Here is a 24,351-nt window from a genome sequence, read left to right as displayed (position 1 = left end):
CACATGAATCAGCGCATGATAACCCACTCCCAAGCCAAGGTCAGGGACACGGTTCACCGTTGCGCCAGCGCCAGGCGGCCGGCCGTTTTACCCGTGCCGATTCGAGCTCCAGGCGCCCGCTGTCGTCCAGCCGGGCACGCAAGGCACCGCAGTCACTGGTTGAGTACACAACGGCGCCGGCCTGCTCGGCACGGCGAATGAACTCCGGGTGCGGAAAGCCGAAGCGGTTGCCCTGCCCTGCGGCAACCAACAGCACTTCGGGCCGGGCCCAGTCGATAAAAGTGGTGCTGGATGAATGCCGGCTGCCATGATGCGGTGCAACGGCCAGCCGGTAGCCGCCGCCGGTGCGGTTCGACAACCTTCGCTCGACGTAATGGCTGATATCACCAGGCAACAGCATCCGCCCGCCGGCACCGGAGATCGACAGGACACAGGAACTGTCATTGCCCAGGTAGGGCAGCCAGCGCCCGGGATGCAGCACGTCAAAATGCACGCCGTCCCAGTCCCAGTAGCGTTCATCATGGCAGGTGGACACCTGGGTGCGTGACCCCGTTTCGAAGTTGCCGATGACGTGGGTGCCGCCGTGATGATGTCGGAAGGTGTCCAATGCACCGGCATGATCCAGGTCGCCATGGCTGACCAGCAGCACCTCCGGCTCGCCCGCCCTGGCCCGTAGCGTCGGCGCCAGCACCTGCCGGTACCGATCCCATTGGTCCGGCACGCCAGGCCCGGTGTCGTAAACGAGCAAGTGATCGCGCGTGCGCACCAACGCCGACAGCCCCTGGCCGACGTCCAGCAGCTCAATCGACTGCTCGCCCGTACTGAGCCCCCGCCCTGCAGGCAGGAACAAAGGTGCCACCAGCATGACCCCAGCCCAACGGTCCGGCACACCGCGGGCACAAAGTAGCAGTGACCCGCCCGCCAATGCCAGCAGTAGAGAAAGCCACGCAGGGCGCCGCCATTCCCCACCCACCTGTTCGGCGAATGACGCCAGGCCATCGAGGCCTTGCGCAAGAAGGGATGCGGCATCGGCCGCCATGTACAGCAGGATCTCCGCGCCAGGGGCATAGACCAGCCAGGCCCCGACACCGGCCAGCACCAGCGGCAGGTTCACCAGCGAGACCCAGGGGATCGCCAGCAGGTTGGCGACCCAGCCACCGGCGCCCGCGAAACCGAACAATGCCAGGCCCAGCGGCAGCATGACCACGCCAATGGCCGTTTGCGCCAGTACCAGCGCCGGAAACCCGCGAATGCGCGGCTGGCGCGTCGAGAACACCATCAACAGCACGGCCACGGCGCCAAACGACATCCAGAACCCGGCATCGGCGGGGGAACGTGGATCCATCGCCAGCACCACGGCCAGTGCCAGCCACCAGGGAAACCAGGGTGACGGCCGGCGCCTGGCAAGCGCGAATAGCGCCCAGGCCACCAGCATCACCAGCGCCCGTCGAGTCGACGTACCCCAGCCGGCCAGCATGGCGTAACCGGCCGCTGCGGCCAGGCCCATGAGCAACGCCGCCATGACAACAGGAAAGCGTACCCACCGCGCCGGCCAGAGCCCGGCCAGCAGGCGAAACAGAAGCCAGCCAAACCCCGCGACCAGGCCCACGTGGAGACCCGATATCGCCAGGAGATGGCCGGTGCCGGTGACGGTTAAAGCCCGTCGCAATCCGGGCTCAATCGCATCGCGGTCAGCCACGGCCAACGCCAGCACCAGGCCCACACCGTCATGACCCGAAAGGACATGGTGGATTTCACGCCGAATGCGATCGCGTAGCCGATCGACCCTCGCAGTGACATCATCGTGCCACCCCAGGCGTTGTCCACTCCGCACGGTCGCGAGCGCAGCAATGCCACCGCGGAAATACCATCGCTCGCTATCGGACCCTGCGAAGTTGACCAGCCCGACAGGTGACTTCAGTTGCAGCTCGAGTTGCCAGGCTTCCCCGGCCAAGACGTCCGGTGGGTCGCGGTACCAACGAACACGCACCTGGCTGTCCTGCAGATCCGTCTTCTGCCAGGCCAGTGGCTCGAAAAGGAACTCGATGCTGTCCTCATACCGCGTCGGCAGGCCCCTGATGACACCCACAAGACCTGCGCTATCAACCGTCGTACTGAACCGGTTCTGCCGATAGTCTTCGATCGCCAGCCATGACCAGGCGGCGCCCACCATGCTGATGAGAAGTGCGAGGGCAAGACCAGAAAGTGGTCTGGCTGTCTGCAGCATTCCGGCTCGGAGCCGGGCTGCGAAACCAACAATGAATGCAATGAGCAACAGGCACGACCACCCAAGCGGCCATGCATAAGGCACAAGAGCACCCAGTGACCAGTTGACCAGCGCGCCCATGCGCCCGGCCCGGCTCAGCTGCTGTCGATGAGGGTGCCTTGGCGTAGTTCGAACTGGCGATCCATGTCGGCCGCAAGGCGGCGGTCATGGGTGACCAGCACCAGGCCGGTCTCCAGTTCACGATTGAGTTCCAGCACCATCCCAAAAACCTGGGCCGCGGTGGTTTCGTCCAGGTTCCCGGTCGGCTCATCGCCCAACAGGCAGGCAGGCCCACCCACCAGTGCGCGGGCCACCGCGGCGCGTTGCCGCTCACCACCGGAGAGCTCGCCTGGCTTGTGGTCGAGCCGCTGCTCCAACCCCACCCGCACAAGGATCTCGCTGGCCGCCGCACTGGCTTTGGCCACCGGCTCACCGCGAATCAACAGCGGCATGGCCACGTTTTCCAGCGCGGTGAACTCGGGTAACAGATGGTGGAACTGGTAAACAAACCCCAGGGTGGAGTTTCGCAGCGCGGCGCGGGCATTCTCGCCCAGCGACCAGATGGACTGGCCGCCCACGCGGACCTCGCCGCCATCGGGCTGGTCCAGGCCACCCAGAATGTGAAGTAGCGTGCTCTTGCCCGCACCTGACGCGCCCAGGATGGCCACCGAATCACCCGGCATCACTTCCAGGTCGACACCCTTCAGGACGTCGATCTGCTTGGGCCCCTGGCGGAAGGCCTTGCGAACCCCCGTCGCCTCCAGCACGGGCGCCCTACCCTGGCTCACTGGCTTATTCATAGCGCAATGCCTCTGCGGGATGCGTGCGCGAGGCCCGCCAGGCCGGATACAACGTCGACAGCAGGCCCATGGCCAGTGACATGCCGGCAAACTTGATCACGTCGGCCGAGCGCAGGTCCGACGGCAACTCGGTAATGTAATAGATGTCACCTGGAAACAGGCTGAAGCCAAAAATCCGCTCCAGGAACGGCACCACGCTGCCGATGTTACTTGCCAGCGCGATTCCACCGACAACCCCCAGCACCGTGCCGATCACGCCGATCAGGCTGCCCTGAACGATAAACACGCGCATCACCGTCCCGGCCTTCGCTCCCATGGTTTTCAGGATCGCGATATCGCTTTGCTTGTCCGTCACCACCATCACCAGCATGGAAATGATGTTGAAAGCCGCTACAGCGATGATCAACGAAAGTATGACCCACATGACCGTTTTCTCGGTGCGCACGGCCTGGAACAGGTTGCCGCGCTCCTGGGTCCAGTCGCGGACCCGGTAGGCGCCGGACAGCTCATCGGAAACATCCCGCGCGGTCAGCCAGGCCCGGTCCATGTCCACCAGCTTGAGGCGGATTCCGCCTACACTGCCAGGCGACATCCGCAGCAGCGTCGCTGCGTCCTCAAAATGCATCAGCGCCAGCGACGTGTCGTTCTCGAACTCGCCGAACTCGAAGGCGCCGACAACCGTAAACCGCTTCATCTGCGGATTGGCGCCAAACGGGCTGGCCTTGAGCTTCGGTGCGATCACGGTGACCTTGTCACCCAGCCCCACACGCAAGCGGGTCGCCAGGCCGGCGCCCAGGATAATGCCGTACTCACCAGGCACCAGGTCCTCCAGTTCACCGGCCAGCATGTGCTCGGCCACTTCGGACACGCCCTTCTCGTATGCCGGGTCAACACCGCGAATATAGGCGCCGGTTGAGCCGCGCGCATGAAGCCACACACCCTGCTCGGTATACGGCGCCGCGGCCACGACATCGTCGCGTTGCTCTACCCGGTCGACCAGCGGGGCCCATTCAGTCATCGGCTCGCCCAGCGACTGGATGGTGGCGTGCGAGATCGCGCCCAGGATGCGCGCGCGCAGTTCCTTTTCGAAGCCGTTCATCACCGAGATGACGGTGATCAGCGTGGTCACACCCAGCGCGATCCCCAGCATGGAGATCAGCGAGATGAAGGAAATGAAATGGTTGCTTCGCTTGGCCCGCAGGTAGCGCAGGCCAACGAATACCGACAGCGGTTTATACATGCGCGCATTACATCACAGGGGCGACGTCCTCACCACCGCGAAAACACCCGTCTCGTTGTCGGCAATTCACCCGCGACCCAGTTGCTCGGTGACCGCACGCAAATCGTCCGGCAACGGTGACGAATACATCCGCGGCGAGTCGTCGATCCAGTTGAATGCCAGCGCGTGCGCATGCAGGAACAGGCGCTCCAGGCCCTGTTCTTTCCATGAAGGCTGCCGTTCCCGGTCGCCATAGCGGCTATCACCCGCGCAGGCGCAACCCAGCCAGGCCGCATGCACGCGAATCTGGTGAGTACGGCCGGTCAGCGGCCTCGCCTCCACCAGCGTGGCGTCGCGCCATCGTTCCAGTACGGTGAACTCGGTCTGCGCCGGCTTGCCTTCCTCGTCGACGACCACCAGGCGTTCGCCGGATACTTCGCGGCGCGCGAGCGGCTCGTCGACGAGCGTGCGGTCATCGTTGACACGTCCTTCCAGCAGCGCGAAATAGCGCTTCTCGGCTTCGCGCCCGGCAAACTGCTCCTGCAGGTGCCGCAGTGTTTCGACATCCTTGGCCAGCACCATCACACCGCTGGTCTCGCGGTCCAGGCGGTGTACCAGGTCCAGGGGCTTGCCCGGCCGCGACTGGCGGTAAGCGTCGATGACACCCCAGGCCACGCCACTGCCGCCATGTGCGGCGATGCCCGAGGGCTTGTCGCAGACCAGCAAGCGGTCGTCCTCGAAAATCACGCTGTTCTCGAGCAGTTGCACCACCCGGTCAGGGACCCGCGCGGAACCCTTCGGATCCACGTGAGCCGGCGGCACACGCACCTGGTCCCCGGCGGACAGTTTCTGGAACGGCTTGGCGCGTCCTCCATTCACGCGCACCTGGCCGGTGCGGATGAGCTTGTACACCGCGCTCCGGGGTACGCCCGGCAGCCGCGCCATCAGGAAATTGTCCAGGCGCTGGCCATCGCGGTCACGGCCCACTTCAACGGTTTTGGCCCGGGCCCGAATTTGAGGTTCGTTCATGTCTCCAACTCATTGATTGACGGGAACTTGACTGCTATTATCCGATGCCGCACGGAACACGCCGTGGCCGCGAAGGTCTGACCGACGCGAAAACCGCGCGACACCTCCACCGCACCAGGCCGCCGATAGTATCCGAACCGACACCTGGATGCCCGCTTCACCAAGCTGGAACGTGTGATTGATCTGTGCGCAGCAGTTTCTAAAGAACTGCTTGTAATGAATTGTTTTGATGGCAGTTATTATAGATTACTGCCATCCGGAGCACGGACCCGCTTCGTAAGCGGAATGCTCAAGCGACAATACCAATAACCGGCCACCGAGGTGGCCCATTACGGCCCTGACCCGGGATCGAGTCAGCTGGCCGACAACAGAACATGGCAAGACCGGTGCGTGCCAGTCACCCGCCGGATACGCGAAGCGCAGGCACTAACGGGCATGAAGCCCGTTAATGGCTGCGTGGCTCGCGCGTACGGGTTTTGCCCGAGGAATAGACAATGAAAAGAATGCTGATCAACGCAACTCAGCCGGAAGAGTTGCGGGTCGCGATCGCAGACGGGCAGCAACTGCTTGATCTCGATATCGAAGTTCCGTCACAGGAACAGAAAAAGTCCAATATTTACAAGGGTCGTATCACCCGCGTGGAGCCCTCGCTCGAAGCCTGCTTCGTCGAGTTTGGCTCTACCCGCCACGGCTTCCTCCCGCTGAAGGAAATCTCCCGCGAATACTACAACGCCAACGTCCGCAACAAGGACGGCAAGGTATCCATCAAGGAAGCGGTGAAGGAAGGCCAGGAAATCATCATCCAGGTCGAGAAGGAAGAGCGCGGCAACAAGGGCGCGGCACTGACCACGCACATTTCGCTGGCTGGCCGCTACCTGGTACTGATGCCGAATAACCCGTCCGGTGGTGGCGTGTCCCGCCGCATCACCGGTGACGATCGCCAGAATCTGCGCGAGCAGCTGGCCCAGGTCACCACGCCGGATAACGTCGGCATCATCGTCCGAACCGCGGCGGTTGGCCGAGACGCGGAAGAGCTGCAGTGGGACGTCGATTACCTGCTGAATCTGTGGAGCTCGATCGAAAAGGCCGCTGAAGAACGCAAGGCGCCGTTCCTGATCTACCAGGAAAGCAACCTGTTTATCCGCGCGCTGCGCGACCACCTGCGCAACGACATCGGCGAGATCCTGGTCGACTCCGAGAGCGTTTGCAACGACGCCCGCGAGTTCATGGAATCAGTCATGCCGCACAACCTGCGCAAGCTCAAGCTGTACCAGGACCAGGTGCCGCTGTTTAGCCGCTACCAGATCGAGAGCCAGATCGAGTCGGCCTTTGCCCGCACGGTACACCTGCCCAGCGGTGGTTCCGTGGTGTTCGACCCCACCGAGGCCATGCTGTCCATCGACATCAACTCGGCGCGCGCCACCAAGGGTTCCGATATCGAGGAGACCGCGCACAACACGAACCTGGAAGCGGCCGATGAAATCGCTCGCCAGTTGCGCCTGCGCGACCTGGGCGGCCTGATCGTCATCGATTTCATCGACATGATGAACCGCAAAAACCAGCGCTCCGTGGAAGAGCGCCTGCGCCGCGCCCTGCAGATGGACAAGGCCCGCGTACAGACCGGCAAGATCAGCCGCTTCGGCCTGCTGGAGATGTCCCGCCAGCGCCTGCGCCCGTCGATCGCCGAATCCAGCCAGGTGCTCTGCCCTCGCTGCGAAGGCCAGGGTTATATCCGCAGCGTTGAATCGCTGGCGCTGTCGGTGCTGCGCCTGGCCGAAGAAGAAGCCATGAAGGAATTCACCGGCCAGGTCATCGTTCAGGTGCCCACGAAGGCCGCCAACTTCCTGCTGAACGAAAAGCGCAAGGCGCTGGCCGATATCGAGCGACGTCACCACGTGCCCGTGGTCCTGGTGGCCAACGAGCACATGGTGACCCCTGCCTTCGAAATCCTGCGCGTACGCAAGAGCGACGTGACCAACGATGTCAGCTACGACCGCGTGGAAGCCCCCGCGGCCGAACTGGTTGCCAATGAACAGACCATGGCTGCCGCGCCTGCCGCCCCGGCGGTCAAGGCCCAGCACGCCCGCCCTGCCCCCAAGCGTGCAAGCGCAGAACAGGCGCAGGGTGACGACGCGGCCCCGGCCAGTGAAGAGTCGCCCGGTTTCTTCACCCGCCTGGGACGCATGCTGTTCGCTGGTGATGCCAAGACGGACACGGCTGCCAACAGCGCCCAGGCCACCGCGTCAAAGACTTCTGCTAAGAAGGACAACGCGGACAAGCCCGCCAGCCGCAAATCCGACGCCCAGGACCAGGCCCGGGGTAAGTCATCGCAGGGTGGCAAGAGCAACAGCCGTGGTGGTCGCGGTCGCGGCCGTGGCAAAGCCAACGCTCAGGGCGATAACGCCAGGAACGAGAAATCGTCGGGCGGTCGCAAGAAGGCATCACCGAAAAAGCAGTCCGAGGGCCAGAAGACCGAGGCTGCCGGCGGCGAGCAGCCCAAGGATGCACAGGCCAACGGCGAACAGCCCAAGGGTGAAGGTCGCAAGCGCCGTCGCCGGCGTGGTGGCCGGGGCCGCAAACGCTCCGGACAGTCTGCGCAGAATAACCAGACCAACAGCCCGTCCGACAACCAGGGCAACAAGGCCACGGGTAACGGGGCCGAGCCGAAGGGTGACAAGGTCAAGGCCGACAAGCCGCAACAGGACAAAAAGCCTGAAGAACAGGCTGCGTCAACCGATGACAACAAGCACGGCAATGATTCACAGCCGCGTCGACGTCGTTCACGTTACGGCACCAGCAGCACCAAGTCCGATACGCGCCCGGAAAACGCGGGCAATGCGGATGGCAATGACAAGGTGAGCCAGGCGACCAAGCCGACTGAGTCGACCTCAGATAAAGCAGAGAAACCGGCCAAGAGCGCCGAAGGACCCAAGGCCGACGCAAAGCCGAAGGCCAAGGCCAAGCCCAAGCCGAAGAAGAAGGCCGAGGCCAAGTCGGACGCTGCGGCGGCGCCCGCTACCAAGGCCGAAAGCCGCGCGGAGGCCAAATCCGAGCCTGCGGCAAAGCCCGAGGCAAAAGCCGAGCCAGCCCCTAAGCCCGAGGCCAAGACCGAGGCCAAAGCGAAGCCTGAACCGAAGCCCGAGCCGAAACCCGAGCAAAAAGCGGCTTCAAAGCCAGACTCCAAGCCGGAGCCGAAGCCCGAACCTAAACCGGAGCCGAAGCCTGAGCCGAAGGCCGAGTCAAAGCCAAAGGCCGTGGCCACGCCGGACTCAGCCGCCAAGGGTGTCTACACCCTGAAGAGCGATTCGGGTTCATCCGCCTCGGCGGACTGATCCACCTCAGGCAGGCCGCCCCGGAACCCGGGGCGGCCATGCCGGTTCAGCTGGCTTCCAGCAAGCCGTACCGCATCGCCATGCGCAGCAGGTCAACCTCGCTGCGTGTTCCCAGCTTGTCGTAGATGCGGTACTTATAGGTCGCGATCGTCTTCGGGCTGAGACACAGCTTGGACGCGATGTCCGGCACACGGTCACCCTCCGTCAGCTTCAGCATGACCTCCATTTCCCGCGTGGACAGGCCGTCAAACGGCGACTCCGCGGTGCCCGGAAGGATGGATAGCGCCAATTGCTTGGCAGCCTCTGCCCCAATGTAGGTGGTGTTGGCACAGACCGAGTGAATCGCTTCCATTAACTCGGCGGCGTCACAGTCCTTGGTCAGGTAGCCGCGCGCGCCTTCGTCCAGCATGCGCGTGGGATACGGTGACTTGGCATGAGTGGCCAGGATGATGACCCGAACCGATCTTCGGGCATGAACCAGCCGACGAGTCGCCTCGAAGGCTGACATTCCTGGCAGGCCCAGGTCGAGCAGGATGACATCAGGACGATGCTCCCGGTTGAAGTCGATGGCGTCTTCTCCGCTCGCCACCTCGTAGATATCGCCGATCTCCGGGCTCTCTTCCAGGATACGGCGCAGTCCGGCACGGACCAGTTCGTGGTCGTCCACGATAAGGACTCGGATCATGGTTATTCTCCCCTTGTAATGATCCCGATGGATGCAGTCCATTTTTCAAGGCCTGGCACAAACCCCTTTATGCTGGCCTTCCCTTTTCTAACTCCTTTACTTTGACCCTGAAACAACTATAGGAAAGAACCACTTCCCCGTCGACCCGGCAACGCGATCGACGGGGAAATGACACGTTTTGGAGGGAATTTCCCGCGCGCGGCGCGGGTGATTTCCTACAACTCAGCCCTCGTCATCGCCGACGAGGAACTTCTCGAAGAATACGACCGTCGCCTGCTGGTAGATGTCGCTGTTCTCCTTCTTGCCATAGCCATGGCCCTCGTTGAGCGCGTTCATGTACCAGACCGGCGAGCCATGCGCGCGCATGGCCGCGACGATCTGCTCGGCCTCGGTGACCGGCACGCGCGGGTCGTTCTGGCCCTGGACGACGAACAGCGGCACCGTGATCTTGTCGACATGGCGGTTGGGGCTGATGGCCTCCAGGTGGGCCCGCATGTCGGGGTCACGCTCGTCGCCATATTCGGCACGGCGCAGGTCACGACGGTAGTCCTGGGTGTTTTCCAGGAAGGTCACGAAATTGCTGATGCCGACCACGTCCACCGCGGCTTTCAGCCGGTCGCTGTAGTGCACCGCGCTGGCCAGCACCATGTAACCCCCATAGCTGCCACCGAAGACCGCCACGCGGTCCTGGTCCAGGTCCGGCTGGGTCGCGATCCAGTCCAGCAAGGCGCCAATGTCCTTGACCGAGTCTTCGCGCTTGAAGCCGTTGTCCAGGCCCATGTAGTGCTTGCCGTAGCCATTCGAGCCGCGGACATTGGGCCGGATCACGGCCGCGCCCAGCTTGTTGACCCACATCTGGTAGGTGCTGGAGAACGTGGGCCGCGACTGGCTTTCCGGGCCGCCGTGGATGGCGATGATGACCGGGAACGGCCCCTCGCCCTCGGGCCTGAATACCCAGGCGGGAATGTTTTCCGGACCGCCATCGCTGCTGTCGAAAGTCGGGTAGCGCACCAGGTCGGGCACTGCGAACGAGTCGGTATCCAACCCGCCAACTTCGCTGAATGTCCAGCGCGTCAGCCCGGCGTACGACATCGGATCTTCACCCAGCGCCAGCACGAAGGTATCGCTAGGTGTCTGCGGCGTGTTCAGCGTCATCGCCAGCGAACGACCATCCGGGCTGAACGCCAGGTTGCCGATCACGCCCGTGGGAATGGCGTCCACCGCGCGGAACTCGCGGCTGTCACCATCCATCAGGTACAGCCGGGAAAAGCCATCTTCGTTCACCGTGAACGCGATCTTGCGACGATCATCGCTGATGGCGCCACCCTCGACATGCCAGTTGATATCACCGGTCACAACCTCAGGGTCAGCACCCGGCGCTAGCGACTGCCAGGCCAGCTGGCGGAAGTCACCGCCCTGATCGGTAATGAAATAGAAGCCCTCCCCTTCGCGGTCAAAACCGAACGGGAAGTTGGAACTGGGGTTGTCAGGATCGCCCGCCAGGCGCGACAGCTGCCGCGTCTCCAGGTCCAGCAGGTGGACGCGTGAGTCGGCGTTGCCCACGTAGTTCAGGATCAGCAGCTTCTGGTCATCGGCATAGAAATCGGACGGGCCCCACATGGTGCCATCGGGTGATTCCAGCACCATCTCGGCGGTTTCCGGGTTGTCGACCTGCATCATCCAGACATCGTTCGACGAACCGTTACGACGGGTCGAAAGGTAGGCCACGGACTCCCCGGCGCGATCCCACACCACCATGCCGTTACGTGAACTGCCGTCGGTGAGCATGACGGCATCATCCGAGCTCTGCGGGTCGAGCAGGAAAATCTGCGCGAACTCGCTGCCGCCGGCGTCCATGGTGAACACCATCCGGTCACCGTTGGGCTGGCGCGACACGCCACCGGTGGGCTCGCTGAAGAAGGTCAGCTGGGTCCGCGCGCCACCGGGCTGGGCGACGCGGTGAATTTGCGGCACATCACCGAACCGGGTGCGGACATACAGCGCGCTGCCGTCGGCGTCCCATGCCTGGAAACTGGCCGAACGGACATTCTGGTACCGGTTCAGGTCGGAGACGATCGAGGCCGGGATTTCCGGCACGTCCTCCATCACCAGGTTGCCGTTATTGGCGGTGCGCCGCAGCACCTCTTCATCGGCCAGGGCGGGCGCGGCAGGCGCCATCAATGAAACCGCCAGCAGTGCGGCCAGGGATCTGCGTTCAAACATCCGGAAACTCCTGCGTGAATATGCGGGCAAGCCTACCCGATGCCAGCGTGGGCTGTCAGGGTGTAAAGTCACCCCATGAAAAAGAACCCGGTCGTCAAGTTCCTGCTCACCACGTTGATTGGTGGTGCCGTTTTCCTGGTTCCGGTGGGCGTCATCACCTGGGTGGGCTACCAGGCCGTGCTGGTCATGATGATGGTGGCCAAACCGCTGGCTGCGTGGTTGCCAGTCGACACGGTGGGCGGTATCGCGTTAGCCAACCTGATCGCACTCGTCGTGGTGATCCTGCTCTGCTTCGTGGCCGGCCTGGTCGCGCGCCACACCATCGCCGGCCGCCTGATGAAAAAACTCGACGGCCTGCTGATCAATGTTCCCGGCTACAGCATCATCCGGGGCATCAAAAGCGGCTTTGATGAGACCGAGGCCAACTCGGTCCAGCCGGTACTGGTCCGGTTCGACGACTCCGAGCGCGTCGGGCTGGAAATGCAGCGCCTGGAAGATGGCCGAGTCATTACCTATATCCCGTCCTGCCCGAGCGCCTGGTCAGGTGTCACCCACCTGGTCGAACCCAGTCGGGTGACGGCGCTGGATATCAGCGTCCGTCAGGTCATGGAACTGGTGGAACAGTACGGTTTTGGTGCCAACACCGCGCTCGCCGATCACGCTCAAAGAAACGCAAGAATTTCACCCTGAACCGTGGCCCACGCGGCCATTTTCCGGTATCCTTGCGCGTCCTGACCGACACACCCGGTTACACGGAGGGGTGGCAGAGCGGTTGAATGCACTGGTCTTGAAAACCAGCAAGGGTGAGAGCCCTTCGTGGGTTCGAATCCCACCCCCTCCGCCACTTCCTTTCCCGCCCATGACCACCGACCGGTGAAACCCGCGGCGGAATGCTATAACCTACTGCGCAGAAGCGAATCCGGCGCGCGCGCCAGGCGGGAACTTCGCCTTAAAAAACGTGCCTAAAGCCTTGATCGTTAACGTTTGGGAGCCATTTCCTGACATGAACCAGATTCACTATTCTCCGTCTGTCCAGCGCGTCGACGCGCTGACCATGAACCGTGTGCTGCGCAACACGTATATGTTGCTGGGCATGACGCTGCTGTTCTCGGCCGCCATGGCCGGCGTGTCCATGGCCTTGAACTGGCCGCACCCGGGCATGCTCATTACCCTGGTCGGCTATTTCGGCCTGCTGTTCGCCACCACCAAGTTGCGCAACAGCGGCTGGGGCCTGGTCAGCGTGTTCGCACTGACCGGCTTCATGGGCGCCACGCTGGGGCCCATCATCAACATGTACACCACGGCGTTTTCCAACGGCACCGAACTGGTCATGATGGCCATGGGCGGCACCGCGGTCATTTTCCTGGCCATGTCCGGCCTGGCGCTGACCTCGAAGCGGGACTTTTCCTTCCTGGGCAAGTTCCTGTTCGTCGGTATCCTGGTGGCCTTCCTGGCCGGCCTGGGCGCCGTGTTCTTCCAGTTCCAGCCGCTGATGCTGGCCGTGTCGGCCATGTTCGTCATGCTGATGGCCGGATTGATCCTGTTCGAGACGCAGCAGATCGTGCGCGGTGGTGAGACCAACTACATCATGGCCACGGTGACGCTGTTCGTGTCCATCTTCAACCTGTTCACCAGCCTGCTCCATCTGCTGGGCTTCGCGCTGGGTGAAGACTGAGCCGGCATCGCCCATTACGGCCTTGTCCGACTACACGCACCTTGAGAAGGCCCGCCCCGCGCGGGCCTTTTCTTGGGGCAGACTTGCCGCCCCTGCACTGCTGACGCTGCTGCTGGGCCTGGCAATGGCGCAGGGCCTGTCCGCCGACACCCTGCGCATCGCGGTCGCCAGCAATTTCAGCCCGACGCTGGACCAGCTGGTCGAGGCCTACCCGGGCCGATCAATGCACCGCGTGACCCTCTCCGCGGCGTCAACCGGAAAACATTACGCACAGATCATCAACGGCGCGCCCTATGACCTGTTCCTGGCCGCCGACCGGGCGCGCCCCGAGACACTTGAACGCGACGGCCAGGCCGTAGCCGGTACCCGCCGCACCTATGCCATCGGCCGCCTGGTGCTCTGGGCACCGAGCCTGCCCCAGAACGAAGTCGGTCCTGAATTGCTGGATCCGGGGTATCCAGGCCGCCTGGCGATCGCCAACCCGAAACTCGCGCCTTATGGCCTGGCCGCCCGCCAGGTACTGGAGCACCGCGATGCCTGGGCAGCTTTTGAACCACACCTGGTGATGGGTGAGAACATTGGCCAGGCCTGGCTGTTTGTCGCCAGCGGCAATGCGGACATGGGGCTGGTGGCGGCCTCGCAATGGCAACTGGCGAAACGTCGCTCAATGGCAGGGGGGCCGGGCAGCGCATGGTCGGTGCCTGCCGAATGGCACGAACCCATCGTGCAACAGATGGTCCTGCTCAGGGATACGCCCGCGGCGCGTGACTTTTATGCGTTCCTGGCGTCAGAGGATGCCCGGCGCATCATCACAGATGCGGGCTACGACACAGTGGCCGGGCATGATTGAGACCGGCGCCCTGCTGTTGAGCCTGAAACTCGCCGCGGTCAGCACAGCTGTGTTGCTGTTGCTGGGCATCCCGCTGGCCTGGGGACTGTCGTGCTGGCGCTGGCGCGGCCGGTTCCTGGTGGATGCCATCATTGCCCTGCCCCTGGTGCTGCCCCCCACTGTGCTGGGCTTCTACCTGTTGCTGGCCATGGGGCCGGAGGGCTTCGCCGGCCGCATCACCCAGGCGCTGGGCGGCAGCACGCTGGCATTCAGCTTTACCGGCCTGGTGATCGGCTCGGTGATTTACTCGCTGCCGTTTGTCGTCCAGCCGGTTCAGAACGCCTTCATGGCCATCGGCCGGTCACCGATGGAGGCGGCCGCGACCCTTGGCGCCTCGCCGCTGGACCGCTTCTTCACCGTTGCGCTACCGCTGGCCCGCCCCGGCATCCTGACTGCCGCCGCACTGGGGTTCGCCCATACGCTGGGCGAGTTCGGCGTGGTACTGATGATCGGCGGCAATATCCCGGGCGAGACCCGGGTCGCCTCCATAGCGGTCTATGACCACGTCGAAACCATGCAATGGGGCGAAGCCCACGCGCTCTCACTGGTGTTGCTGCTGATGTCCTTCATCCTGCTCGCCGCCATCTTCGCCTTTAACCGGCGCGCGCGGTGGCTGGGGTCATGAGCATTCGCGGCCACATGGTCCTGGCGCGGGAATCATTCTCGATGGATGCCATGTTCGACTTCCCCGGCCGCGGTGTCACCGGTATCCAGGGCCCCTCCGGCGCGGGCAAGACCACGCTGTTGCGGGCCATTGCCGGCCTGGAAAAGGTGCAGCGTGGACAACTGGTGGTGAACGCGGCGACCTGGCAGGACAACAACACCTGCGTGCCGGTTCACCGCCGGCGCGTGGGTTTCGTCTTCCAGGACGCACGCCTTTTTGACCACCTGGATGTCCAGGGCAACCTCGACTATGCCGGCCGACGCGGCGACGGTGTCGACACACAGCAGCTGTCCCAGGCGATCGACCTGCTGGGTATCGGCCCTCTCCTGAAGCGTCGCACACAGGGCCTGTCCGGCGGAGAGCAGAAGCGTGTCGCCATCGCCCGCGCGCTGGCGCGTGGGCCAGCCCTGCTGCTACTGGATGAACCTATGGCCGGCCTTGACCGCGACCGCCGCGACACGCTGCTGCCATGGCTGGAACGCCTGCAGCGGGAACTCGAGATTCCGGTGCTGATGGTCAGCCACGACACCACCGAGATCGACCGCCTGTGCGACCATCTCGCGCTGATGGACGCGGGAAGGATGACCGCCAGCGGGCCCATCCAGGCGGTACTGACGGACACCGGCCTGGCCACCACGCGCTCACCGGGTGCAGGCTCCATCCTGGCCGCTCGTGTCAGCGGCTACGATGCGCGCTGGAAACTGAACATGCTGGACATCGCCGGCGGGCGACTGGTTTTGCCGGGGCCGGCACTGCAAACGCAGTCAAAAGTACGGATCAGAATCGCGGCCCGCGATGTCAGCATCACCCTGCAACCGCCCGCTGACAGCAGTATTCTCAACTGCCTGCGCGCCACCGTCGAATCGCTGGTCGACGTTGGCCCGGGCCAGGTCATCGCCCGGCTGGCCTGTGGCGCCGACCAGGTGCTGGCACGGGTCACCACACGCTCCGTGGACGCGCTCGGGCTTGAACCCGGCGCCGCCGTCTACATCCAGGTCAAGAGCCTTGCCTTGCTGAACTGAACAACAGGAATTGCAATGAACCCGACACCGTTAGGCCCGAACGGCCCGCATTTTTCACCACTGATCCAGGGCTACTGGCGCCTGGACGAATGGGGATACTCTGCGGCCGAACTGCTCGACTTCATCAAGGGGCATGTCGACCTGGGCATCACCACCGTCGATCATGCTGCGGTCTACGGCGGCTTTACCTGCGAGGAGCAGTTCGGTGATGCCCTGGCGCTGGACCCAGCGCTGCGCGAGCGTCTGCAGGTCGTCACCAAGTTCGGCATCCACATTCCGTCCGCGCGTTTTCCGGATTGCCAGCTGGGGCATTACGATACCGACGCGGAGACGATCATCCATTCCGTGGAGGCGTCGCTTAGCAACCTGCGCACGGACCGAATTGACCTGCTGCTGCTGCACCGCCCCGACCCGCTGTTGAACGCCAGCGACGTCGCAAACGCGTTCGAACAGTTGCACGCGTCCGGCAAGGTCCTGCACTTCGGTGTCTCGAACTTCACGCCACGGCAGTTCGAATTGCTGCAGTCGGCCCTTTCGGTGCCGCTGGTGACCAACCAGGTCGAGATCAACCCGCTCAACGACGCCGTACTATGGGACGGCACGCTGGACCAGGCGCAGCAGCAAGGCGTACGGCCCATGGCGTGGTCCTGCCTGGCCGGCGGACGGATTTTTGATGCCAATGATGAGGACGGTGCCCGCCTGTGGGCGGAACTGAAAACGGTGGGCGAGGAACTGGGCGGCGCCAGCCCCGACCAGGTGGCCTATGCCTGGGCGCTGCGCCTGCCGTCACGTCCCCTGCCGATTATCGGTTCCGGCAACCTGGGCCGCGTGCGCGCCACGGTCGGCGCGCTGTCACTGCAACTCAATCGCGAGCAATGGTTCCGCATCCTGGCCGCCGGCCAGGGCGCGGGTGTGCCCTGAGGCGGTATCAGGGTGCCGGAATGACGTCCATGCCGCCCATGTACGGGCGCAGGACTTCCGGAATCACCACCGAGCCATCGCGCTGCTGGTAGTTCTCCAGCACGGCAATCAGGGTGCGGCCAACGGCCAGGCCAGAGCCGTTCAGCGTATGGGCGAGTTCAGGCTTGCCCGTCTCCGGGTTACGCCAGCGCGCCTGCATGCGGCGCGCCTGGAAGTCACCACAGTCGCTGCAGGACGAAATCTCGCGGTACGCGTCCTGGCCGGGCAGCCAGACCTCGATGTCATGGGTCTTGCGCGCGGCGAAACCCATATCGCCGGTGCACAGCACCACCACGCGGTAGGCCAGGCCCAACTTCTGCAGGATGGTCTCGGCGTGTCCCGTGAGCTGATCCAGCGCGTCGAGTGAGTCTTCGGGCCGGGTCACCTGCACAAGCTCGACCTTTTCGAATTGGTGCTGGCGGATCATGCCGCGGGTATCGCGGCCGTGCGAGCCCGCTTCGCGCCGAAAGCACGGTGTCTGTGACGTCAGCTTCAGCGGCAGGTCATCGGCCTCGATGATCTCGCCGGCCGCCAGGTTGGTCATCGGCACCTCGGCCGTGGGCACCAGGTAGCGCGGCGGCTCATCCGTGGTGGCGAAGGCATCATCTGCGAACTTCGGCAGCTGGCCGGTGCCTTGCATCGCATCACCATTCACCAGGTAAGGCAGGTAGACCTCGGTGTAGCCGTGGTCGCCAGTGTGCGTGTCGAGCATGAACTGCGCCAGCGCACGGTGCAGGCGGGCCATCGGCCCCCGCAGCACGGTAAAGCGGGCGCCGGAGAGCTTGGCGGCCGCTTCGGAATCCAAAAGACCGGTGCCCTGCCCCAGTTCGACGTGGTCACGGGGCTGGAAATCAAACGCCGGCGGTTCACCCCAGCGGCGGACTTCCAGGTTGTCGTTATCGTCGTTGCCCGCGGGCACGCCGTCGGCGGCCATGTTGGGCATCTCCAGTAGCCACGCGGTCTGTTCCTCGCGAACGGCGCGAAACTCGCCCTCGAGCTGCTCCAGTTCCTGTCCCAGGCGAGCGACGGCGTCCAGCAGCGGCTGGATGTCCTCGCCACGGGCCTTGGCCTGGCCAATCGACTTGGCGCTCTGGTTGCGCTCGGCTTTAAGCGACTCCAGCCGCTCCTGGGTCGCCTTGCGGCGCTCTTCCAGGGCCTGGTAACGATCCACGTCCAGCGTGTATCCACGGGCCTGCAGGCGGGCCGCAACGGCCGCCGGGTCTTTTCTCAGCAATACGGGGTCAAGCATGATCTGGGTTCAGGGTGTCGGCAAAGGCGGCATTGTACCGTCAGGCCGCCCCGTGCAACCACCGCGCCAGTGCGTGACCGACCCAGACGGCGGCCAGGCAACAGGCCACGGTCACCAGTACGTTCAGCATCGCACGCTGTAACTGCCCGGCATGAAACAGTTGCAGGGTCTCGACGGAGAACGCGCTGTAGGTCGTGAAGCCGCCCAGCACACCGGTAATCAGAAGCAAACGGGGCAGCGGTGATGCGCCCTGCTGCTCGGGAAGGATGACCAGGCAGTAACCGATCAGGGCGGAGCCGATGATGTTCACGGCCAGTGTTCCCCACGGAAACCCTTTGCCCATCCAGTGGTGGACGCCCATGCCCACCAGGAACCGCAGCCCGGCACCGACGGCACCTCCGAAAGCCACCGCCAGCAACTGGACCCCCAGCGCGTTCATTGCGAGGCGTCGTCGAGCCCGAACGCTTCGGCGTCGTCTGCCAATTCGCCGACGACGTCGACGCCGTCAGGCGGCGTGAAGGCAAACTGGCCCGGCTCCAGCTCCGGGTTGCGCTGCACCTCGCCGAAGCGAATCTCCGTGCGCATGCCGAAAGCATCTTCCATCACCATCGACACGGGCCGGTTTTCAGCGAACCCGATCAGGACGCGGTCGAACTCCGCATCGCCGCCGCGCGTCGAGAGCTCCAGCAACATGGCACCGTCGATGGTGCCGAGCTCCGTGACCGTGAACTGCGCGTCGATATCATCGGGGTTGGTCAGCAACATCAGCGGCGAATCAGCCGCCAGCGCCGACTGCGGCCGCACCGTGACCTGCTCCAGCGCTTCGTCATAAAGCCAGACGTTTTCGCCATCGGCGATGATCAGCTCGGGAAATTCGCCTTCGTAAGACCATCGAAACAGGTCAGGTCGGCGCACGGATACCGTGCCTGAACCGTGGTCCACCAGCTCGCCGTCCGGGCCGGTCACGGCCTGCTCAAAGCGGGCCGTCAGGGCGTCCAGGCCGTCGCCAAACACACGCAACTGGTCGCGCGCGCCTTGGGGGGCATCCTGCGCCGGGGCCAGCACCGGAAGGCCGAGCATCAGGCCAATCAGGAGCATTCGCTTCATCGGGTGACCTCTCAGGGTTTGGGGGGTGGCGGCGCGAGCACTTCGCGCTGGCCGTTGTGTTCCGGCGGGCTGACGATACCCGCGGCTTCCATGTCTTCAATCAGGCGCGCGGCGCGGTTGTAGCCGATGCGCAACTGGCGCTGAACGCTGGAAATCGACGCCCGGCGCGATTCCGTCACCCAGGCCACGGCCTGGTCGTACAACGCGTCCTGCTCGCCACCGGCCGCGGTATTGTCTTCCGGCAGGCCAGCCGCATTGATGGTCATGCCGTCCGCCGTCATCTGCGTGTCGCTGAGGATCTCCTCAACGTAATCCGGTTCGCCGAATTTCTGCAGGTACTCGACAATGGCGTGCACCTCGTGGTCGTCGACGAACGCGCCGTGAACACGGTCGGGTATCGCGGTGCCCGGCGGCAGGTACAGCATGTCACCATGGCCCAGCAGCTGCTCCGCGCCCATCTGGTCGAGGATGGTCCGCGAATCGACGCGCGACGACACCTGGAACGCGATTCGGCTGGGCACGTTGGCCTTGATCAGGCCGGTAATCACGTCCACCGACGGCCGCTGCGTCGCCAGGATCAGGTGAATGCCCGACGCCCTGGCCTTCTGCGCCAGGCGCGCGATCAGCTCGTCGACCTTCTTGCCGACAATCATCATCATGTCGGCCAGCTCATCAATAATGACAACGATATACGGCAGGGGTTTCAGGTCCGGCGCTTCCTCGCCTTCCTCGCCGTTGAACAGCGGGTCCGGAATCGGCTCGCCGGCGCTTTCCGCTTCCTTGACCTTCTTGTTGAAACCGGCCAGGTTGCGCACGCCCATGGCCGCCATCAGGCGGTAGCGGCGCTCCATCTCGGCCACACACCAGCGCAGCGCGTTGGCGGCCTCTTTCATATCGGTCACGACCGGCGCCAGCAGATGCGGAATGCCTTCGTAAATCGACAGCTCCAGCATCTTCGGGTCGACCATGACCAGCCTGACCTCGTCCGGCGTGGCCTTGTAGACCAGGCTCAGGATCATGGCGTTCAGGGCCACGGACTTGCCGGAGCCGGTGGTGCCGGCAACCAGCAGGTGAGGCATCTTGGCCAGGTCGGCCACCTGCGGGCGGCCGGCAATGGACTTGCCCAGCGCCATGGTCAACGGCGAACGGGACTTCTCGTAAACCTCGGAGCGGAGAATCTCCGACAAGTAGACGATCTGCTTGTTGGTGTTGGGAATTTCCAGGCCGATGGTCGGCTTGCCGGGAATGACCTCCACCACGCGCACCGAGATCACGCTCAGGCCACGGGCCAGGTCCTTGGCCAGGTTGGAAATCTGTGCCGATTTCACCCCGGCGGCCGGTTGCAGTTCGAAGCGGGTAATGACGGGGCCCGGGTGGACCTCGACCACGTCAACCTGCACGCCGAAATCGGCCAGCTTGATCTCGACCTGGCGTGACAGGGCCTCCAGGGCCTCCTTGCTGTAGCCCGCCACCTGTTCCGGTGGATCGTCCAGCAGGTCCAGCGGCGGCAGTGAGCCGTCCGGCAGGTTTTCGAACAGCACGCGTTGCTGCTCACGCGCGACCCGCTTGCTCTTCTTCGGCTCAACCGGTGCGCTGGGCGGTTCGATCCTGGGCGCGACCTTGGTCGCGCGCCGCACGGTATCGGCCTTGCGCACCTCTTCGCGCCGGGCACGGGCCCTTCGCCCCGCGAACCAGTCGCGCAGGCCCACCACGAAGGCGACCAGCCAACTGGCAGCGGCCAGGGTGTACTTGCCAATGCCATCCATGACCCGGAACCACGAGATACCGGTAAACAGTGTCACGCCCAGCAACATCATCGACAGCAGGAACAGTGTCGCACCCAGCATGCCGGCCATGTCCAGCATCGGTGCCGCCACCTGTTGCCCGAACACGCCGCCCCCACCGGCGGGCATTCGACCCACGGGCGGTTGCGCATGCAGGTAAGCCAGCCCGGTCGAGGCCAGCAGGAACAGGACGAACCCGGCGATGCGGATGACCCACTCCATCAGCAGGTTCTCGGCCACGTCATCATTGTCGGCATAGATGCGCCAGCCGGCATAGACCACGGCCACCGGCAGCAGGTAGCCGATATAGCCGGTCAGGAACAGGAAGAAATTGGCCAGCCAGGCGCCCAGGACACGGCCGATATTGCTGACCTGGTCGGATGCCGTGGTCGCGAACGGGCCCGGGTCCATCGGGTCATAGCTGACCAGGCAGGCGAACAGGTAGAACGCGAGCAGCACCGACAGCAGGAAAGCCGTTTCTCGGAGGCGGCGGGTAATCTGGCCCGGGAGGGCTGTTTGCTTCGACTTGGGCAATTGCTGAATCTTGTTAGATTAGTTTTCTATATATTTGTATTAGCTGGATTTTAAACCAAGCGGCATTTGTGAACAACGCGCACCTTGCATGCCCCGGAATTGACCGCACATAAAGGTTAGAATCACGACTTACGAACCGGAGCGATTATACACATGAGCGAAACCCGACACCGCCGCCTGCTGATCCTTGGATCGGGCCCTGCCGGCTATACCGCGGCCATCTACGCGGCACGCGCGAACCTGGACCCGGCCATCGTTACGGGCATCCAACCCGGCGGCCAGCTGACTATCACCACCGATGTCGACAACTGGCCCGGTGATGTCGAGGGATTGCAGGGTCCTGACCTGATGGACCGCATGCTGCGGCATGCCGAGCGCTTCGATACCGAGATGATCTACGACCACATTCACACGGCCGACCTGGGGCAGCGCCCGTTCCGGTTGGAAGGTGATTCGGGCGTCTACACCTGTGACGCGCTGATCATCGCCACCGGCGCCAGCGCCCGGTACCTTGGTCTGCCGTCCGAAGAGGCCTTCATGGGCAAGGGCGTGTCGGCCTGCGCGACCTGTGACGGGTTCTTCTATCGCGGCAAGAAAGTGGCCGTGGTGGGCGGTGGCAATACCGCCGTGGAAGAAGCGCTGTACCTGTCCAACCTGGCCGAGGAGGTCACGGTGGTGCATCGCCGCGACAGCCTGCGCGCCGAGAAGATCCTGCAGGACAAGCTTTTCGACCGTGAAAAGAACGGCAACGTCAATATCGTCTGGGACCACGTTGTCGACGAAGTCCTGGGTGACGACGGTGGCGTGACCGGCCTTCGTATCAAGCACGCCAGCACCGGCGAGCCGCAGGACCTGGACGTCGCCGGCGTGTTCATCGCCATCGGCCACACGCCCAATACCGGCATCTTCGATGACCAGCTGGACATGCGCGACGGCTACATCCAGATTCGCAGCGGCCTGGAAGGCCTGGCCACCATGACCAGCATCGACGGCGTGTTCGCGGCCGGCGACGTGGCCGACCACGTCTACCGCCAGGCCGTGACTTCGGCCGGTTTCGGCTGCATGGCCGCGCTCGACGCGGAAAAGTGGCTGGACGAGTAAACAGCCCAAGGCGGTACAGGCGATGATCCCCAGGCTGGGATCTCGCCCCGACGCCCCCTTCCCTCCCGTCGACCGCGCGCTGTCCGAACCGGACGGCCTGCTCGCCTGGGGTGGCGACCTGTCACCCCGGCGCCTGGAAACGGCCTATCGCTCGGGCATTTTTCCCTGGTACTCCGATGACCAGCCCATTCTCTGGTGGAGTCCTGGCACCCGTTGCGTGTTTGACACCGCCCGCCCTTACGTTTCGAGCCGGCTGGCGAGAACCCTGCGCTCAGGCCGCTTTCGCGTCACCGCGGACACGGCCTTCGACGCCGTTGTCGAAGCCTGTGCCCATTCGCGCGGAGAAACCTGGATCACCACCGAGATGCGCGCCGCCTATGGCCGCATGCATGAACTTGGCCATGCCCATAGCCTGGAGGCGTGGGTGAATGATGAGCTGGTCGGCGGGATTTACGGCCTGTCCTTCGGCCGGCTGTTCTTTGGTGAGTCCATGTTCAGCGCGGTCAGCGACGCCAGCAAGGTCGCGCTGGTTTCGTTATGCCGTGTGCTGCATGACTGGGATTTTCCGTGGCTCGATGCCCAGGTGCCCAGCGGGCACCTGCTGCGCATGGGTGCGGTGAACATGCCTCGCGCCGAGTTCCTGGAGCGCCAGGCCAGCCTGCTGGAAGCGACAAGCCGGACCGGCCGATGGACCGCCGACGTGGCGGACACACTGGCGCGACAGGCCAGGCTAGCCGGGAATCAGTCCGTCGCCGGCGCCAACTGCACGTAAAGGTGGGTGACGAGTTCACTCTCCGGGGTCATGCCGGGGTCTGAAACGTACTGCTCCCAACTCAGGCCACCCTGCTCCAGCCCGTGGATCATCATCCACGCGGCCAGGCGTTCGTAGCTCTCCGCCAGGGTATCGTACGGCCCGACATGAACCATGCGCACCGATGGTCCCGACGGCGACCACTTGGCCACGATCGGCGCGGCGTCTTCCAGCACTTGCGGGTCAAGCAGGTCGAGTTCGGCGGGGTCCACCGGGATCGCCGCCTCGAAACGATACCGGTCTTCAGGGCCGGCCAGGGTCACGGCCAGCGGCTGCCCACCCAGCGGAATACCCTGGTTGGCCATCCAGGCGGTAAGGCTGCCGTAAGCCTGTCCCAGCGCCGCGGAAATGGCGTCGGCATCCAGGCTGCTTTCGCCGTTCACAGCGAGCACCCGGAACGGCTCGACGTCCACGCGTTCGATGCTGGCATCGACGGCATCAATACGCGGTAGCGATTCGGCGAAAGCCTGGAAGGCCGCCAGGCCCTTGTCGAAGTCGGAACCAATCCAGTCATCCAGGAAAAGTCCGAAGTAGCGGCCAAGCAGGCCTCCGACCATGCCCTGCCCTTCGGTCACGTCGGTGTCGAACGTCCAGGTCACGCGACTGCCGATGCGGTCACCATGAATGATGAAGGCGCTGTCGGCCACGCCCTGGGTACCGAAATCAAGCCGCATGTCGATGCGCTCATACGGTTGGCTGGCGACAATCTCCTGCCAGCCTTCGCCAACCAGCGCCGGGTCGCCGCTCCAGTCCAGCCGCGCCCCGACTCCGGTCGCGGGGCCACTGAAACGATAGACCGCGTCAGGATCCGCTTCCGCCCACGGCGACCAGCGATTGAAGTGACGGTAACCGTTGAGCAGCGCAAATACCGTTTCCGGGGGGCGCTCAATCGCGATGCTGCGCTCAACATGAACACGGGTCGGTAAAAGGAATGCGCCGCCAATAAAGGCGGCCAGCAGGAGCAGCAGAATGAACAGCAGTTTCTTCATGGGCGACATCCT

The 24,351-nt window shown here is 64.1% G+C and carries 20 protein-coding genes and 1 tRNA gene; 10 read left to right on the top strand and 11 right to left on the bottom strand.

The genetic code is table 11. From position 1 onward, the window contains the following. Positions 1-40: 40 nt before the first annotated feature. The 4 genes from F3N42_RS07145 to F3N42_RS07130 form a co-directional block, all read right to left on the bottom strand. On the bottom strand, positions 41-2,347 hold the full coding sequence (locus F3N42_RS07145) for a DNA internalization-related competence protein ComEC/Rec2 (protein WP_150863732.1): 2,307 nt from the start codon (positions 2,345-2,347) through the stop codon (positions 41-43). Positions 2,348-2,361: 14 nt separating this feature from the next. Further along, positions 2,362-3,066 (bottom strand): lipoprotein-releasing ABC transporter ATP-binding protein LolD, encoded by a 705-nt coding sequence (gene lolD, locus F3N42_RS07140; RefSeq protein WP_150863731.1) that lies wholly within the window; start codon positions 3,064-3,066, stop codon positions 2,362-2,364. Beyond that, positions 3,059-4,306 carry a lipoprotein-releasing ABC transporter permease subunit gene (locus F3N42_RS07135; RefSeq protein WP_150863730.1) on the bottom strand — a complete coding sequence of 416 codons (1,248 nt, stop codon included), beginning with the start codon at positions 4,304-4,306 and terminating at the stop codon, positions 3,059-3,061. Before F3N42_RS07135 ends, lolD begins: the two co-directional genes overlap by 8 nt. Before the next feature lie 66 nt (positions 4,307-4,372). After that, positions 4,373-5,314, bottom strand: a complete 942-nt coding sequence (locus tag F3N42_RS07130) for an RluA family pseudouridine synthase (RefSeq protein WP_150863729.1) — start codon at positions 5,312-5,314, stop codon at positions 4,373-4,375. A gap of 494 nt (positions 5,315-5,808) precedes the next feature. On the opposite strand from F3N42_RS07130, the gene F3N42_RS07125 reads away from it, so the two are divergent. Next, positions 5,809-8,646: an Rne/Rng family ribonuclease gene (locus F3N42_RS07125; protein ID WP_224784787.1), complete on the top strand. Its 2,838-nt coding sequence runs from the start codon at positions 5,809-5,811 to the stop codon at positions 8,644-8,646. 46 nt (positions 8,647-8,692) lie between these two features. Here F3N42_RS07125 and F3N42_RS07120 read toward each other — a convergent pair whose 3' ends face one another. Both F3N42_RS07120 and F3N42_RS07115 read right to left on the bottom strand, forming a co-directional pair. After that, entirely contained in the window at positions 8,693-9,331 is a 639-nt protein-coding gene (locus tag F3N42_RS07120) for a response regulator (protein WP_191621288.1), read from the bottom strand. A 222-nt stretch (positions 9,332-9,553) separates the two neighbouring features. Next, positions 9,554-11,554: a S9 family peptidase gene (locus tag F3N42_RS07115; protein ID WP_150863727.1), complete on the bottom strand. Its 2,001-nt coding sequence runs from the start codon at positions 11,552-11,554 to the stop codon at positions 9,554-9,556. A gap of 75 nt (positions 11,555-11,629) precedes the next feature. Between F3N42_RS07115 and F3N42_RS07110 the strand changes: the two genes are divergently transcribed. The 7 genes from F3N42_RS07110 to F3N42_RS07080 all read left to right on the top strand — a co-directional run bounded on the left by F3N42_RS07110 (position 11,630) and on the right by F3N42_RS07080 (position 16,725). Continuing rightward, complete coding sequence (locus F3N42_RS07110; protein WP_150863726.1) at positions 11,630-12,244, top strand: DUF502 domain-containing protein; 615 nt, start codon at positions 11,630-11,632, stop codon at positions 12,242-12,244. Positions 12,245-12,308: 64 nt separating this feature from the next. Next, a tRNA-Ser gene (locus F3N42_RS07105) sits at positions 12,309-12,398 on the top strand. A gap of 159 nt (positions 12,399-12,557) precedes the next feature. Beyond that, positions 12,558-13,229 carry a Bax inhibitor-1/YccA family protein gene (locus F3N42_RS07100; RefSeq protein WP_150863725.1) on the top strand — a complete coding sequence of 224 codons (672 nt, stop codon included), beginning with the start codon at positions 12,558-12,560 and terminating at the stop codon, positions 13,227-13,229. Beyond that, on the top strand, positions 13,219-14,079 hold the full coding sequence (gene modA / locus F3N42_RS07095) for a molybdate ABC transporter substrate-binding protein (protein WP_150863724.1): 861 nt from the start codon (positions 13,219-13,221) through the stop codon (positions 14,077-14,079). Before F3N42_RS07100 ends, modA begins: the two co-directional genes overlap by 11 nt. Next, complete coding sequence (gene modB, locus F3N42_RS07090) at positions 14,072-14,743, top strand: molybdate ABC transporter permease subunit (RefSeq protein WP_150863723.1); 672 nt, start codon at positions 14,072-14,074, stop codon at positions 14,741-14,743. The genes modA and modB overlap by 8 nt, the downstream gene beginning before the upstream one ends. After that, positions 14,740-15,804 carry a molybdenum ABC transporter ATP-binding protein gene (gene modC / locus F3N42_RS07085; RefSeq protein ID WP_150863722.1) on the top strand — a complete coding sequence of 355 codons (1,065 nt, stop codon included), beginning with the start codon at positions 14,740-14,742 and terminating at the stop codon, positions 15,802-15,804. The genes modB and modC overlap by 4 nt, the downstream gene beginning before the upstream one ends. A gap of 15 nt (positions 15,805-15,819) precedes the next feature. Beyond that, a complete protein-coding gene (locus F3N42_RS07080) occupies positions 15,820-16,725 on the top strand; it encodes an aldo/keto reductase (protein ID WP_150863721.1) in 906 nt (301 codons plus the stop codon). 7 nt (positions 16,726-16,732) lie between these two features. Here F3N42_RS07080 and serS read toward each other — a convergent pair whose 3' ends face one another. From serS to F3N42_RS07060, 4 genes are read right to left on the bottom strand one after another with little or no spacing between them, the layout of a single operon-like run. Beyond that, positions 16,733-18,013: a serine--tRNA ligase gene (serS, locus tag F3N42_RS07075; RefSeq protein ID WP_150863720.1), complete on the bottom strand. Its 1,281-nt coding sequence runs from the start codon at positions 18,011-18,013 to the stop codon at positions 16,733-16,735. Positions 18,014-18,053: 40 nt separating this feature from the next. Continuing rightward, complete coding sequence (gene crcB, locus F3N42_RS07070; protein ID WP_150863719.1) at positions 18,054-18,452, bottom strand: fluoride efflux transporter CrcB; 399 nt, start codon at positions 18,450-18,452, stop codon at positions 18,054-18,056. Then, entirely contained in the window at positions 18,449-19,120 is a 672-nt protein-coding gene (gene lolA / locus F3N42_RS07065; RefSeq protein ID WP_150863718.1) for an outer membrane lipoprotein chaperone LolA, read from the bottom strand. The genes crcB and lolA overlap by 4 nt, the downstream gene beginning before the upstream one ends. Positions 19,121-19,131: 11 nt before the next feature. Further along, positions 19,132-21,438, bottom strand: coding sequence for a DNA translocase FtsK (locus F3N42_RS07060; protein WP_224784786.1), 2,307 nt, complete (start codon positions 21,436-21,438; stop codon positions 19,132-19,134). A gap of 153 nt (positions 21,439-21,591) precedes the next feature. On the opposite strand from F3N42_RS07060, the gene trxB reads away from it, so the two are divergent. After that, a complete protein-coding gene (gene trxB, locus F3N42_RS07055) occupies positions 21,592-22,539 on the top strand; it encodes a thioredoxin-disulfide reductase (RefSeq protein ID WP_150863717.1) in 948 nt (315 codons plus the stop codon). Positions 22,540-22,561: 22 nt separating this feature from the next. Next, positions 22,562-23,311, top strand: a complete 750-nt coding sequence (gene aat, locus F3N42_RS07050) for a leucyl/phenylalanyl-tRNA--protein transferase (protein WP_150863716.1) — start codon at positions 22,562-22,564, stop codon at positions 23,309-23,311. Here the strand turns inward: aat and F3N42_RS07045 are convergent. Continuing rightward, positions 23,281-24,339 carry an SRPBCC family protein gene (locus F3N42_RS07045; protein ID WP_191621287.1) on the bottom strand — a complete coding sequence of 353 codons (1,059 nt, stop codon included), beginning with the start codon at positions 24,337-24,339 and terminating at the stop codon, positions 23,281-23,283. The genes aat and F3N42_RS07045 overlap by 31 nt on opposite strands. Positions 24,340-24,351: the final 12 nt, after the last annotated feature.

The organism is Marinihelvus fidelis (assembly GCF_008725655.1).
GTDB lineage: Bacteria > Pseudomonadota > Gammaproteobacteria > Xanthomonadales > SZUA-36 > Marinihelvus > Marinihelvus fidelis.
The sequence above is the reverse complement of the archived record's forward strand: the minus strand, read 5'-3'. Positions and strand labels throughout refer to the sequence as shown.